This window comes from Pseudoxanthomonas sp. JC1303 (genome assembly GCF_058448525.1).
The window spans coordinates 2,709,109-2,722,583 of the sequence record NZ_CP185958.1; the positions used below are offsets into that span (position 1 = coordinate 2,709,109).

The 13,475-nt window shown below is 68.4% G+C and carries 10 protein-coding genes and 1 riboswitch; of the genes, 4 read left to right on the forward strand and 6 right to left on the reverse strand.

What is annotated here, in order from left to right:
- Nucleotides 1-108 precede the first annotated feature (108 nt).
- Nucleotides 109-1,545, forward strand: coding sequence for an OprO/OprP family phosphate-selective porin (locus ACORQU_RS12060; protein WP_491641405.1), 1,437 nt, complete (start codon nucleotides 109-111; stop codon nucleotides 1,543-1,545).
- A gap of 79 nt (nucleotides 1,546-1,624) precedes the next feature.
- Here ACORQU_RS12060 and ahcY read toward each other — a convergent pair whose 3' ends face one another.
- Nucleotides 1,625-3,067, reverse strand: a complete 1,443-nt coding sequence (gene ahcY / locus ACORQU_RS12065; RefSeq protein WP_271647081.1) for an adenosylhomocysteinase — start codon at nucleotides 3,065-3,067, stop codon at nucleotides 1,625-1,627.
- Nucleotides 3,068-3,103: 36 nt separating this feature from the next.
- A riboswitch (S-adenosyl-L-homocysteine riboswitch) is annotated at nucleotides 3,104-3,193 on the reverse strand.
- Nucleotides 3,194-3,291: 98 nt separating this feature from the next.
- Between ahcY and ppc the strand changes: the two genes are divergently transcribed.
- Entirely contained in the window at nucleotides 3,292-6,021 is a 2,730-nt protein-coding gene (gene ppc / locus ACORQU_RS12070) for a phosphoenolpyruvate carboxylase (RefSeq protein ID WP_491641406.1), read from the forward strand.
- Nucleotides 6,022-6,417: 396 nt separating this feature from the next.
- Here the strand turns inward: ppc and ACORQU_RS12075 are convergent, their stop codons facing one another.
- Complete coding sequence (locus ACORQU_RS12075; RefSeq protein WP_491641407.1) at nucleotides 6,418-7,245, reverse strand: aldo/keto reductase; 828 nt, start codon at nucleotides 7,243-7,245, stop codon at nucleotides 6,418-6,420.
- Nucleotides 7,246-7,390: 145 nt separating this feature from the next.
- Nucleotides 7,391-9,295: an ATP-binding cassette domain-containing protein gene (locus tag ACORQU_RS12080; RefSeq protein WP_491641408.1), complete on the reverse strand. Its 1,905-nt coding sequence runs from the start codon at nucleotides 9,293-9,295 to the stop codon at nucleotides 7,391-7,393.
- A gap of 44 nt (nucleotides 9,296-9,339) precedes the next feature.
- On the opposite strand from ACORQU_RS12080, the gene ACORQU_RS12085 reads away from it, so the two are divergent.
- Together ACORQU_RS12085 and ACORQU_RS12090 are read left to right on the forward strand one after the other, a co-directional pair.
- Complete coding sequence (locus ACORQU_RS12085) at nucleotides 9,340-9,855, forward strand: hypothetical protein (protein ID WP_491641409.1); 516 nt, start codon at nucleotides 9,340-9,342, stop codon at nucleotides 9,853-9,855.
- Nucleotides 9,852-11,174 carry a DUF6056 family protein gene (locus tag ACORQU_RS12090; RefSeq protein WP_491641410.1) on the forward strand — a complete coding sequence of 441 codons (1,323 nt, stop codon included), beginning with the start codon at nucleotides 9,852-9,854 and terminating at the stop codon, nucleotides 11,172-11,174. The genes ACORQU_RS12085 and ACORQU_RS12090 overlap by 4 nt, the downstream gene beginning before the upstream one ends.
- An 18-nt stretch (nucleotides 11,175-11,192) precedes the next feature.
- Here the strand turns inward: ACORQU_RS12090 and ACORQU_RS12095 are convergent, their stop codons facing one another.
- From ACORQU_RS12095 to ACORQU_RS12105, 3 genes are all read right to left on the reverse strand, one after another.
- A complete protein-coding gene (locus ACORQU_RS12095) occupies nucleotides 11,193-12,095 on the reverse strand; it encodes a phosphatidate cytidylyltransferase (protein ID WP_491645099.1) in 903 nt (300 codons plus the stop codon).
- A gap of 92 nt (nucleotides 12,096-12,187) precedes the next feature.
- Complete coding sequence (locus ACORQU_RS12100; protein WP_491641411.1) at nucleotides 12,188-12,793, reverse strand: lysophospholipid acyltransferase family protein; 606 nt, start codon at nucleotides 12,791-12,793, stop codon at nucleotides 12,188-12,190.
- Nucleotides 12,790-13,449, reverse strand: coding sequence for a CDP-alcohol phosphatidyltransferase family protein (locus tag ACORQU_RS12105; RefSeq protein WP_491641412.1), 660 nt, complete (start codon nucleotides 13,447-13,449; stop codon nucleotides 12,790-12,792). The genes ACORQU_RS12100 and ACORQU_RS12105 overlap by 4 nt, the downstream gene beginning before the upstream one ends.
- Nucleotides 13,450-13,475: the final 26 nt, after the last annotated feature.

Genomic DNA, 13,475 nt, shown 5'->3' on the forward strand with positions numbered 1-13,475 from the left:
TCCATGCCGCCGGCCCGTACGGCCGGCGGCGTTTCCCAAAGTCCCCCGCACCACCCGCAAGTGGGCCGCCGCCGCTCAGTGAGCCGCCGTGCCCGGAGAGAGTTCCCCATGACACGATTCCACGTGCTGCCCAAGGCAGCGCTGACGGTGGCCATCGGCCTGCTGTTGACCACAGGTCACGCGCAAGCCCAGTCGCTGAGCCAGGACGAATTGACGCGCCTGGTCCAAGCCCAGGCGCTCAAGATCGAACAGCTCGAGGCGCGCCTGAAGGTCGTCGAAGGCAGTACAACCAGCGCGTCCTCCACGACCTCACCCACACCAGCGTCAACGACGCCCGCGCAGGATGCCGCGCTCGAAACGCGCCTCGCCAAAATCGAGGCCGCGCAGGCCAAGGCGCCCAAGGTCAGCTGGTCCAAGGGCGCCCCGCAGTTCTCCAACACCGATGGCTCGATTACCTTCCGGCCGCGCGGCCGCCTGTTCGTCGATGCGTCCAGCACAAGCGGCTCGGACTTTGCCGACCGCAATCTTTCCGGCACGGAAATCCGCTCGGCGCGCCTGGGCGCGGAAGGTAGCTACGGCCGCCTGAGCTATGCGGTGGAAGGCGACTTCGCCGACAACGAGGTGGCGTGGAAGTCGGCCTACGTCAGCATCGAGCACCATCTGTTCGGGCTGCAGGGCGACCTGAGCATCGGCAACCGTCTCAACGACCGTGGCTTCGATGGCTCCAGCAGCACGTCCAATACGCCATTCCCCGACCGCAACGTGGTGGGCACGTTGATCATGCCCCAGCGCGGATTCTTTGGCGTGGGCCTCACCGAGCGCGTGATGGGCAACGGCTGGCACGCCAGCCTGTCGGTGGCCGGCAACGACCTCAGCAACGTGGGCGACGACAACGACACGCTGACCGTCGCCGCGCGCGCGCATTGGAATCCGCTGCTGACCAAGACGGCGACCGTGCACCTGGGGACATGGGCCTTCCGCGAGGACATCGAAGCCGGTTCGAGCGGCGTGCTGCGCAGTTCCTCCATCGCCGGCCACTTCAACGATCTGATCAAGATCTCACCCGGCTCGCTCGCCGGTCCCGAGCGCGGGACCGGCTATGGTGTGGAAGCGGCCGGCTTCTTCGGTCCGTCCTGGATCACCGGCGAATGGGGCACGCGCAATCTCCAGGGTGTCGGCACCGCCGGTCGCTACGATGTGGACCATGATGCGTGGGCGATCTCGGCGGGGCTGTTCCTGACCGGGGCCACCCCGGCTTACGCGGCCAAGACCGGCACTTGGGGCAAGGTCAAGGTCGAGGATCCGGTTACCGCCGGCGGTCGCGGTGCCTGGGAAGTGCGGACCCGCTACGAGGACGTGGATTACAGCGAGCTGCCCACCGGCGGCACCGGCCACGCCTGGACCGTGGGCGCCAACTGGTACCTCAACGACTACTCGCGCGTCATGTTCGACGCCATCCGCTGGCAGACCGATAACCGCAGTGGCGCCTATCAGGGCGAAGACCAGGGCTATACGTTCAACACGCGCTTCCAGGTCGTGTTCTGATCTGTGTGTCGCCCGAAATGAGAACGGGCGCCTTTCGGCGCCCGTTTTCGTTGCATGCTGGCGATGAATTGCCAGCCGATCAGTAGCGGTAGTGATCCGGCTTGTACGGACCTTCGACCGGCACGCCGAGGTAGTCGGCCTGCGACTTGCTCAGGGTGGTCAGCTTCACGCCGATCTTCTCCAGGTGCAGGCGTGCCACTTCCTCGTCGAGCTGCTTGGGCAGGCGGTAGACGGTCTTCTCGTACACGTCCTTGTTCTGCCACAGGTCGATCTGGGCCAGGGTCTGGTTGGCGAAGGAGTTGGACATCACGAAGCTGGGGTGGCCGGTGGCGCAGCCCAGGTTGACCAGGCGGCCTTCGGCCAGCAGGAAGATCGCGTTGCCGTTGGGGAACACGAACTTGTCCACCTGCGGCTTGATGTTGATGCGCTCGGCGCCGGAGGCGTACAGCGCATCAACCTGGATCTCGTTGTCGAAGTGGCCGATGTTGCACACGATGGCCTGGTCCTTCATCGCCTGCATGTGCGCCAGGGTGATGATGTCCTTGTTGCCGGTGGTGGTGACGTAGATGTCGGCCTGGCCCAGGCTGTCTTCGATGGTGTTGACTTCGAAGCCTTCCATCGCCGCCTGCAGGGCGCAGATCGGGTCGATCTCGGTGACGATCACGCGGGCGCCGTAGGCACGCAGGCTGTGCGCCGAGCCCTTGCCCACGTCACCGTAGCCGCAGACCACGGCGACCTTGCCGGCCAGCATCACGTCCATCGCGCGCTTGAGGCCATCGGCCAGCGACTCGCGGCAGCCGTAGAGGTTGTCGAACTTGGACTTGGTGACCGAATCGTTGACGTTGATCGCCGGGATCAGCAGCTTGCCGGCCTCGGCAATCTGGTACAGGCGGTGCACGCCGGTGGTGGTCTCTTCGGACACGCCCTTCCAGTCGGCGACCACGCGGGTCCAGTAGCCCGGGCGCTCGGTGGCCACGCGCTTGAGCAGGGCCTTGATCACGCCTTCCTCGTGCGAAGACGCCGGCTCGTCGACCCACTTGGAGCCATTTTCCAGCTCATAGCCCTTGTGGATCAGCAGGGTCACATCGCCGCCGTCGTCCACCACCAGCTCCGGGCCGGTCAGGGTGCCGTCGGGCAGGGTGAAGGTCAGCGCTTCCAGCGTGCAGTCCCAGTACTCTTCCAGGGTCTCGCCCTTCCAGGCGAACACCGGGGTGCCGGTGGCGGCGATGGCCGCGGCGGCCTGGTCCTGGGTGGAGAAGATGTTGCACGAGGCCCAGCGCACGTCGGCGCCGATGTCCTTGAGCGTTTCGATCAGGACCGCGGTCTGGATGGTCATGTGCAGCGAGCCGGTGATGCGCACGCCGGCCAGCGGCTTGGCGGCGGCGTGCTTGCGGCGGATGGACATCAGGCCGGGCATCTCGTGCTCGGCGATGTCGATCTCCTTGCGGCCCCAGTCGGCCAGGGAGATGTCGGCGACCTTGTAGTCGCCTTCGGTCGAAAAGGTCTTCAGTTGCGCATTCATTGGATTGCTCCGGTCAAGGGCGGGCGGTGAGCTCGCGGTTGCCGGGCGCCGTTGCACAGGTAGATCACCGAGCCTGGCCTGGAGCGCACGTGTGGCACGGTCCAGGTCGCAGCGCCCCTCGGCGAAGCGGGAGTATATCGCTGTGCCCAAACGCGAACGATGAATACGCAGCGCCTTGCAGTAGGCTTGGAGGTTCCCTGCGCAAGCGAAAAGTGGCCACCGCGATGAATTCATCTGCAACTGTGTCGACATCGTCTTCGATCTCCGAGTTCGCCGCCCCGGATCTGCCGCTGCGCGACGACGTGCGCCGCCTGGGCGCGCTGGTCGGCGAGATGCTGGCCGAGCAGGTGTCCGACGCTTTTCTGGAGCAGGTCGAGCGCATCCGCACCTCTGCCATCGCCCGGCGCCAAAAAGGTGAGACCACCGAGCACCTGGCCCAGCGCCTGGCCGACATGCCGGCCGAGCAGGCCGAGTCGCTGATCCGGGCCTTCAGTGCGTATTTTCAGGTGGTCAACATCGCCGAGCGCGTGCATCGCATCCGCCGCCGCCGCGACTACCAGAGGTTGGGTAGCGCGCCGCAGCCCGAAGGCCTGGAAGCGAGCCTGCGCAAGCTCAAGGAGCAGGGCGTGGACCTGGCCGAGGCCACGGCGTGGCTGGCCCGGATCGACCTGGAGCCGGTCTTCACCGCGCACCCGACCGAGGCCGTGCGCCGGGCGCTGCTGGAGAAGGAGCACATGATGGTCGCCAGCCTGGTCAACGGCCTGGACGACAGCCGCACGCCCGGCGAGGCGGCCATTGATGCGGCGCGCTTCCGCATGGCCCTGACGGCCGCCTGGCAGACCGCCGATTCCTCCCCGGTGCGGCCGACCGTGGCCGACGAGCGTGAGCACGTCGGCTTCTACCTGACCGAAGTGCTGTACCGGGTGATGCCGGTGTTCTACGAGTCGCTGGAGCATGCCTTCAACGAGGTCTACGGCAGCGCGCCGGACCTGCCCCGGGTGCTGCGTTTTGGCACCTGGGTGGGCGGGGACATGGACGGCAACCCGAACGTGGACGCCACCACCATCGCCTCGACCCTGCGCGCGCAGCGCCATGCGATCCTGCGTCGCTACCAGGGCGAGCTGAAGTCGCTGGCCGGCCTGCTCAGCCAGTCGACCACGCTGGTGGGCGTCTCGCCCGAGGTCCTGCAGCGGGTGCAGGACTACCAGGACCTGCTGCCGGAGGCGGCGGCCAAGGCGCGGCCGCGCCACGCCGACATGCCGTATCGCCTGCTGCTGGACCTCATGCGCGCGCGCCTACAGGCCACGCTGGACGAAACCCAGGCCGGCTATGCCGGGCCGGCGGCGTTCGCCGAGGACATCGCGCTGGTGCTGCGCAGCCTGGAAACCCATCGCGGCGTGCATGCCGGTTGGTTCGCCATGCGGCGCCTGGATTGGCGCCTGCGCACGTTCGGCTTCCATCTGGCGCGCCTGGACGTGCGCCAGGAATCCTCGGTGCATGCGCGCGCGGTGGCCGCGGCCCTGGGCGATGCGGACTGGGCCAGCCGCGACGCGGCCGACCAGGCCACTCGCCTGGCCGGTGCCGCCTCCGGTGCCGAGCCGCTGCCCGCGAGCGAGGAAGAGGGCAATCCACGCCTGGACGCGGTGTTCGCCGCGCTGAGCGAGGCCCGGCGCCTGCACGGTCCGGATGCGCTGGGCGCCTACATCATCTCCATGGCCCACAGCCGGGCCGACGTGCTGACCGTGCTGGCCCTGGCGCGTCGCGGTGGATTGGTCGACGACAACGACCAGGTGCCGCTGGACATCGCGCCCCTGTTCGAGACGGTCGAGGACCTGCGCCAAGGCCCGGACGTGCTGCGCGACCTGGCCGCCGACCCGGTCTATCGCCAGCACCTGGCCGCGCGCGGCGACACCCAGATGGTGATGCTGGGATATTCGGACAGCGGCAAGGACGGCGGCACCACGGCTTCGCGCTGGGGCCTGCAGCGCGGCCAGGTGGAACTGCTGGAGGCCGCGCAGACGCTGGGCATCAAGCTGACGTTCTTCCATGGCCGCGGCGGTTCGATCAGCCGCGGCGGCGGCAAGACCACCCGAGCGGTCGACGCCTCGCCGCGCGGCAGCGTCGATGGCCGCCTGCGGGTGACCGAACAGGGTGAGGTCATCCATCGCAAGTACGGCATCCGCGCGCTGGCGGTGCGCTCGCTGGAGCAATCCCTGGGGGCGGTGATGGTCTCCAGCATCCGCCCGCGCCCGCCCGAGCCGCGCGAGGCGCAGTGGCGCCAGATCATGGACACCATGTCTCAGGCCAGCAATCGCGCCTACCTGGACTTCGTCGGGGCCAAGGGCTTCATGGACTACTTCCGCACGGCCACGCCGATCGACGTGATCGAACGCATGACCCTGGGCTCGCGTCCGTCGCGCCGTCTGGGGCAGGACGCGGGGCTGGATAACCTGCGGGCGATCCCCTGGGTGTTCTCCTGGAGCCAGGCGCGCTCCACGATTCCCGGCTGGTATGGCGTCGGCAGCGGCCTGGCGGCGGCGGTGGATGCGTTCGGCGAGGACGCGGTGCGCGAGATGGGCCGCGACTGGGCGTTCGTGCGGACTTTCTGGGATGACATTGCCATGGTGCTGGCCAAGGGCGACCTGGGCATCGCGGCGCTGTTCTCGCAGCTGTCCGGCGAGCTGCATGCGCAGTTCTTTCCGCGCATCGAGGCAGAGCATGCACTGACCCAGCAGTGGCTGCTCAAGCTGACCGGGCACAAGAGCCTGCTGTCCCACGATCAGCGGCTGGATCTGTCCATCCGCCTGCGCAACCCCTACATCGACCCGATGAGCCTGCTGCAGGTCGACCTGCTCAAGCGCTGGCGCGCTGCGGGCCGCGAGGACGATGCGTTGCTGCGCGCGCTGGTGGCCAGCGTCAACGGCGTGTCGCAGGGCGTGCAGAACACCGGCTGAGGGCGGCGCCACGTGGGATCGGTTTGCCGCCGCTCCTGTTGTAGAGCGGAGCTTGCTCCGCTGCCCTCCGGTCAGGTGGTTGGGAAAGCCTTAGCGGAGCGAGCTCCGCTCTACGGTCTGCGCTGGATGGCCGGCGTCAACGGCGTGTTGCAGGGCTTGCAGAACACCAGGTGAGCGCGCCACATGGGATCGGTTGCCGCCGCTCCTGCGTAGAGCGGAGCTTGCTCCGCTGCCTTCCGGCCAGGTGGTCGGGAAAGCTCTAGCGGAGCGAGCTCCGCTCTACGGGCGGTCCTGCGTTGCATGAGTTGCGGCGTTTTCAGGGCCGACACTCAGGCATGGCACAGGCACAAAGAAGCCGCCCGAAGGCGGCTTCTTTAATGCAGCATCACCCATCACTCAATTGAGCTCGGACGGGTCCGGGCCGCGGCGCTTGCCGGCGTCCAGGCTGGCGATGGCGGCCATGTCCTCCAGGCTCAGCTTGAAGTCGAACACGTCGATGTTTTCCTGCAGGCGCGCCGGATTGACCGACTTGGGGAACACGACGTTGCCCAGCTGGATGTGCCAGCGCAGGATCACCTGGGCGGCGGTCTTGCCGTGGCGGTCGGCGATGTCCTTGAGGATCGGGTTGTCCAGCAGTTCGCCGCCCTGCGCGAGTGGGCTCCAGGCTTCGGTCAGGATGCCGTGGGTCTGGCCGTAGTCGCGCAGCGCAGACTGCTGCAGCAGCGGGTGCAGCTCGATCTGGTTGACCACCGGCAGCACGCCGGTCTGTGCGGCCAGGTGCTCGATATCCTCGACGCGGAAGTTGGACACGCCGATCGACTTGACCTTGCCGGCATCGCGCGCGGCGATCATCGCCTTCCAGCTGTCCACGAACTTGCCATTGGCCGGGCACGGCCAGTGGATCAGGTAGAGGTCGACATAGTCCAGTTTGAGCTTGGCCAGGCTGGTGTCCAGCGCCTTGAGCGTGCTGTCGTAGCCCTGGTCCTCATTCCACAGCTTGGTGGTGATGAACAGCTCATCGCGCTTGAGCGAGGACTCGGCAATGGCCTGGCCGACGCCTTCCTCGTTCTTGTAGATGGCGGCGGTGTCGATGTGGCGGTAGCCCAGCTTGAACGACTCGCCGACCACGCGCGCGGTCTCGTCGGCAGGCGTCTGCCACACGCCCAGGCCGAACTGCGGGATGGTGCGGCCGTCGAGCATTTCAAGGGAAGGGACGGATGACATGGCATGGCCTCGCAAGACAGTGAAAACAGACCCGCTAGTCTAGGGCCGGTTCTGTTTGCGTCATGCCAATGTCCGTGCGCGCGAACGTAACACGGCGTGCCGCCGGGTCAACACCGCCGCGCGAAGGGGCGGGCGGTGTCGGGGTTCAGCCGTCCAGTTCGCTCCAGCGGGCGTAGGCGGTTTCCAGTTCGGCGTGGAGGCCGGCCAGGGCCTCGTTTTCGGCCACGATGGTGGCGCTGTCCTGCTGGAAGAACGCCGGCTGGGCCATCGCCTCGGTGCGCGCGGCGATGGCCGCTTCCAGCCGCTCGATCTGGCCCGGCAGCTGTTCCAGCTCGCGCTGGTCCTTGAAGCTGAGCTTCTTCTTTGGTGCGGCCGGTGCGGCCGGCGCCTGCGCCGCCGCCGCGTTGGCCGCGACCACCTGCTCGGTCACGCTGCGGTCGGTCTGCCTGGCGTTGCTGTCGAAGCCGGCCTTGCCGCGCGGGCGCTGGCGCAGCCAGTCGTTGTAGCCGCCCACGTAATCGCCGACCCGGCCCTCGCCTTCCAGCACCAGGGTGCTGGTGACCACGTTGTCGATGAAGTCGCGGTCGTGGCTGACCAGCAGCAGCGTGCCGGTGTAGTCGGCCAGCAGCTCTTCGAGCAGCTCCAGGGTCTCCACGTCCAGGTCGTTGGTCGGTTCGTCCATGACCAGCAGGTTGGAAGGCTGGGCGAACAACTTGGCCAGCAGCAGGCGGTTACGCTCGCCGCCGGACAGGCGGGTGATCGGCGCGCGGGCGCGTTCGGGCGAGAACAGGAAATCCTGCAGGTAGCCGATGATGTGCTTGCGCGCGCCGTTGATCTCGACGAAGTCGGTGCCCTGGGCGACGTTCTCCAGCGCGTTGCGGGTCTCGTCCAGCTGGCTGCGGTGCTGGTCGAAGTAGGCGATCTGCAGGTTGGTGCCCAGCTCCACTTCGCCCTGCTGCGGGACCAGTTCGCCCAGCAGGATCTTCAGCAGGGTGGACTTGCCCGAACCATTGGGCCCGATGATGCCGACCCGGTCGCCGCGCATGATGTTGACCGACACCTCGTCCAGCAGCACGCGCCCGGCATAGCCGTGGGTGATGTGCTCGGCGCTGATGACCTTCTTGCCGGAGGACTGGGCGGTGGCCGTTTCCATGCGCACGTTGCCGGTCAGCTCGCGGCGCTTGGCGCGCTCGTTGCGCATGGCCTTGAGCGCGGTCACGCGGCCTTCGTTGCGGGTGCGGCGGGCCTTGATGCCCTGCCGGATCCAGACTTCCTCCTGGGCCAGCAGCTTGTCGAAGCGTGCGTTCTCCTGCGCCTCGGCATGCAGGCGCTCCTCGCGCCGACGCAGGTAGTTGTCGTAGTCGCCCGGCCAGCTGGTGACCTGGCCGCGGTCGATCTCGACGATGCGCGTGGCCAGGTTGCGCAGGAAGCTGCGGTCATGGGTGACGAAGATCAGGCTGCCCTCGAAGGACTTGAGAAAGCCTTCCAGCCAGTCGATGGCCTCGATGTCCAGGTGGTTGGTCGGTTCGTCCAGCAGCAGGATGTCCGGTGCGCGCACCAGGGCCTGGGCCAGCAGCACCCGGCGCTTCATGCCGCCGGACAGGCCGGCGAAATCCGATTCCCCATCGAGTTCCAGCCGGTCCAGGGTGGCCTGCACGCGACGGTCCAGGTCCCAGGCGTTGTTGTCCTCGATCAGGGTCTGGGCGCGGCCCATGGCCTCCATGTCTCCGGCGTGCAGGGCGTGGTGGTAGTCGGCCAGCATCTGGCCCAGCGCGCCCAGGCCTTCGGCGACCACGTCGAAGATGCTGCCTGCCGTGTCCGGGGGCACTTCCTGGGCCATGCGCGCGACCACGGTGCCGGATTGCAGGCGCACCTCGCCATCGTCGGCGTGCAGTTCGCCGGCGATGAGCTTCATCAGGGTGGACTTGCCGGCGCCGTTGCGCCCGACGATGCACACGCGCTCGTTGGATTCGATGGACAGCTCGACGTGTTCGAGCAGCAGCGGGCCGCCGACGCTGTAGTCGACGCGGGAAAGTTGCAGGAGGGACATGCGACCATTGTAGCCGGCCCCCACTGTCCCAGCGCCCAGCCTCCATGCCCCCCTCCGCGGATGCCTCGCCATTGCTGGACCGTTGGGCCCTGGCGGCACTGATCGCCTGTGCGTTGGCGTTCCCGGCGCTGTATCTGGGGCTGTACCTGCGGGACAACGCCGCGCCGGAAGTACGGCTGGAGGGGGCCACGGTCGCGGTGCCACCGGCCTTCCTGCACGCCACCGAAGCCTGTCGCCTAGGGCCGGAGGCGGTCTTGGTGCGCGGCTGGGTCGTGCATAAGGGGCGCGGTTGGCCGCTGACCCACAGCCGGGTGGTCATGCGCCTGGCCGACGGGCGGGTGGTGGCATTGAAGACGGCCTGGCTTGAGCGCCCGGACCTGACAGACACGGTCCACGCGCGCACCGGCGATACGGTGAACTATCACGCGCCGGGGTTCGCCGCCTCGCTCGACCTGGCAACCGCGGGCGTCCAGGCACAGGGCGCGCACCTGTTCGTCGACTGGCGCGAAGGTGGCGATCGCGTGCTGCTGCCGCTTGCCTGTCCGGAGCCCGCACGATGACCCGGGCAGGCGTGCGCTGGCCGGCGTGGGGACTGGCCTGGGTGCTGGCGTCGGTGGCCTGCATCCACCTGTTCGGCGTGGGCGACGCTCCCATCGCCGACGATCGTTACTTCGCCACGATGCTGTCGCAGTACACGCTGCATGACTATCTGGTGCATCGCTATCACACGTGGACCGGCCGCCTGCCGATCGAGGCCGTGCTGGTGGTGCTGGTCCACCACACCTGGGTGTGGCGCGCGCTCAACGCGCTGATGGTGCTGCTGTTGTGCCATGCGATGGGGCGGCTGGCGCGCGTCGGCACCGGGCTGTCGCAGGACGGTGCGATGACGCTGGCGTTCGCGCTGTTCGTGTCGATGACCCCGCAGATCACCTTCGAGGCGGCCTGGTGGCTGACCGGCGCGCTCAACTACCTGTGGCCGGTCGCGCTGGGACTGTGGTCGCTGGTGCCGCTGGTCGACCGCACCCCGTGCGGCTGGCCGCAGCGCCTGGGCTGTTGCCTGTCGGCCATGCTGGCGGCGTATTGCGACCAGCTGGCCCTGGTCCTGGTGCCGCTGACGCTGGGCCTGTTCATCTGGCGGATGCGCCAGGGGCGCTGGAATGGCTGGGACCTGGCGCAGGTGCTGCTGTTGTGCGCCAACGCGGCCTTCGCCCTGAGCGCGCCGGGCAACGCGGTGCGCTATCTGCAGGAACAGGGAATGCGCTTTCCCAACTTCGCCGACCAGGATGTCTGGGACAAGCTGCGCATCGGGCTGGGCTTGATCGGGCGGGCCTTCGCCGACCCGCGCAACTATCTGGCGACGGTGATGGAGGTGCTGGCCTTGCTGCTGCTGTGGGGCAGCCCCCTGGCGCGTGGCCTGCGCGTGGTGCTGGCGGTGGTCCTGCTCATCGCCCTGGCGCAGGTGCTGCTGTGGCTGCCAGGCGTGCCGGGCCAGCCGCTGTACGCCCTGCTGCCGGCCAGGCTGGATGGCGAGGCGACATGGCAGCTGTCCCGCTATCTGCGCAGCGCCTGGGCGGCGGGGAGCGTGGGCGCACTGGTGGTGGCCTGTGCCGTCGCGTTCTGGCCGCGTCCGCGCGAAGCGGCACGGATGGGAGGCGTGTTGCTCCTGGGGCTGGCGTCGCTGGGCATGATGGGGTTCTCGCCGACGGCGTATCTGTCGGGCATGCGCATCGCCTTCCTGTGCGCGGTGGCCTTCGCCCTGGTCGGGATCCGCCTGTTGGTGCGCGTTCCCCAGGTCCATGGGGCACGCGCCGGCCAGGTCGTGGTGGTCCTGCTGCTGGCCTGGGCCAGCTGGCGCGTCGGGCAGACGGCGTTCTACTGAGGGACTATACGGCTTGGTTTACTGGAACGCGTAGCGCACCACGTGGAAGAACACCGGCGCGGCGAAGACCACCGAATCCAGCCGATCCAGCGCGCCGCCGTGGCCTTCGATCATCGTGCCCCAGTCCTTGGCCCCCAGGCTGCGCTTGGTGGCCGATAGCGCCAGCCCGCCCAGGAATCCGCACAGCACGATGAGCAGCGACAGCAGCGCCGACTGCAGTGGGGTGAACGGGGTGACCCACCACAGCGCGGCGCCGATCGCCGCGGCCGACAGGCCACCACCGACCAGGCCCTCGACCGTCTTGGAGGGGCTGACCTTCGGCGCCAGCAGGCGCTTGCCGAACAGCTTGCCGAACACGTACTGCAGCACGTCGGACAGCTGCACCACCAGCAGCAGGTAGAACAGCAACAGCAGGTTCTGCCCTTCGTAGCCGGGGATGTGCAGCAGCATCAGGGCCGGCGCGTGGCTCAGGCAGTACACGCACAGCATCAGGCCCCACTGCACCTTGGTGTTGCGCTCCAGGAAGTTCTCGGTCTCGCCCTGCAGGGCGGTCACCGCCGGCAGCAGCAGGAAGCCGTAAACCGGGATGCAGATGACGAACAGCCCGTACCAGCCGATCCCGATCAACCAGTACTGCAGCGGCACGGCCACGTAAAAGCACAGGCACAGCGCCAGGTGGTCGCCACGCCGGGTGGGGGTCAAGGTGAAGAACTCGCGCAGCGCGAAGCACGACAGCAGCGCATACAGCGCCAGGGTGGCGACCTTGCCGATCAGAAAGCACACCAGCAGCACCGCGACCATCACCCACCAGGCGTTGATGCGCGCGTTGAGGTTGTCCACGACCGTGCCGGGCCTGCGTCGGCCCAGTACCCAGCCGATGGCCGAGGCCACCAGCAGCAGGGCCATCACCCCGCCGATCATCCACCAGAACCGGGGCGGCGCCTGGGCGATCGCGGCGCGGAGGAATCCGTTGAAGGGCAGGGCGTCCATGGGCAGCGTCATCCTCGCGCGGGTCAGGCCTGCGGAGCGAGCGCCTGCACGGCATCGCGGGCACGCGTCAGGAAGGCGGCCTTGTCTTCGCCCGGCTCCAGGCGCAGCGCCGGGCCGAAGCGCACGGTGCAGATCAGGGGCACCGGCAGCAGGCTGCCCTTGGGCAGGCTGCGGCGTGCATTGTCCAGGTGCACGGCGACCAGCTCGACCTCGGGATAGCGATAGGCCAGGTGGTAGAGCCCGGACTTGAACGGCAGCAGGTCGCGCTCCAGATTGCGCGTGCCTTCGGGGAACAGGATCAGCGAGTCGCCGGCCTCGATCGCGTCGTACAGCGGCTGCAGAGGATCGGTGTCCTGGTCCTGGCGGCGGCGGTCGATCAGCACCACGTTCAACCCGGGTCCGGCGATCAGGCCCCTGAGCCCGCCGCCGCCCCAGTAGTCGCGCGCGGCCACCGGGCGGGTGCGCCGGCGCAGCGGCGGTGGCAGCGCCGACCACAGCGCCAGCGTATCCAGGTGACTGCCGTGGTTGGCGAAATAGACCCGCTGGCTCGGCACCGGATGGCTGCCGATCCAGCGGGGCGAGGCGCCGATCAGCGCCTTGCCGATCGCCACCAGCAATCGGTCGATCACGCCGACCCGCGCGCGCGCAGGGCGCGGGCGATGGCCACGCTGCGGGTCATGCAGGTGGCTGCGGCGCCAGCAGCGATCAGAACCGCGGCCACCAGCAGCGTCCAGCGCGTGCCATGCAGCCAGATCTCCAGCGCGCCGATCACGCACCCGGCGGTCAGCACGGCCATGCGGTGCGGCTTGGCCATGGGACCACGAAAATCTTGGGCCAGGCCCAGCGCGCCGCCGGAGACGCGCACATAGGCGGTCAGGACTGCCAGCACGGCGCACAGCCAGCCCAGCCAGGGACGGCCGCAGGCATGGCCCAGCGCGACCAGCAGCAGGGTATCGGCGACGCGATCGGGGAACTCGTTGTAGAGCGGGCCGGTGGCCGTTCCGCGTCCGCCTTCCACCGCGACCATGCCATCGAGCAGGTTGCACACCAGGCGCAGCTGGATGCACACCGCCGCCAACAGCAGGCCCGGCGGGATGGCCACCCAGGCCAGCATGGCCGCGCCCATGGCGGCAAATACGATGCTCAGCAGGGAGATCTGGTTGGGGGTGATCGAAGACGCGGCCAGGGCCATGCTCAGGCGCCTGGCCCATCCGGTGTTGCGCGCGGCGATCGGCCGGCGGGTGTCGTCCTGACGCATGCCGCCGATGGTAATCCATGGCGGCACGCGGAAAACAAAGGGGCCGGCATGTG

What these genes read in the sequence shown, in the direction of transcription:
- ACORQU_RS12060 (WP_491641405.1), top strand. Translation starts at nt 109, where the DNA reads ATGACACGATTCCACGTGCTGCCCAAGGCAGCGCTGACGGTGGCCATC.
- ahcY (WP_271647081.1), bottom strand. Translation starts at nt 3,067, where the DNA reads ATGAATGCGCAACTGAAGACCTTTTCGACCGAAGGCGACTACAAGGTC.
- ppc (WP_491641406.1), top strand. Translation starts at nt 3,292, where the DNA reads ATGAATTCATCTGCAACTGTGTCGACATCGTCTTCGATCTCCGAGTTC.
- ACORQU_RS12075 (WP_491641407.1), bottom strand. Translation starts at nt 7,245, where the DNA reads ATGTCATCCGTCCCTTCCCTTGAAATGCTCGACGGCCGCACCATCCCG.
- ACORQU_RS12080 (WP_491641408.1), bottom strand. Translation starts at nt 9,295, where the DNA reads ATGTCCCTCCTGCAACTTTCCCGCGTCGACTACAGCGTCGGCGGCCCG.
- ACORQU_RS12085 (WP_491641409.1), top strand. Translation starts at nt 9,340, where the DNA reads ATGCCCCCCTCCGCGGATGCCTCGCCATTGCTGGACCGTTGGGCCCTG.
- ACORQU_RS12090 (WP_491641410.1), top strand. Translation starts at nt 9,852, where the DNA reads ATGACCCGGGCAGGCGTGCGCTGGCCGGCGTGGGGACTGGCCTGGGTG.
- ACORQU_RS12095 (WP_491645099.1), bottom strand. Translation starts at nt 12,095, where the DNA reads ATGATCGGCGGGGTGATGGCCCTGCTGCTGGTGGCCTCGGCCATCGGC.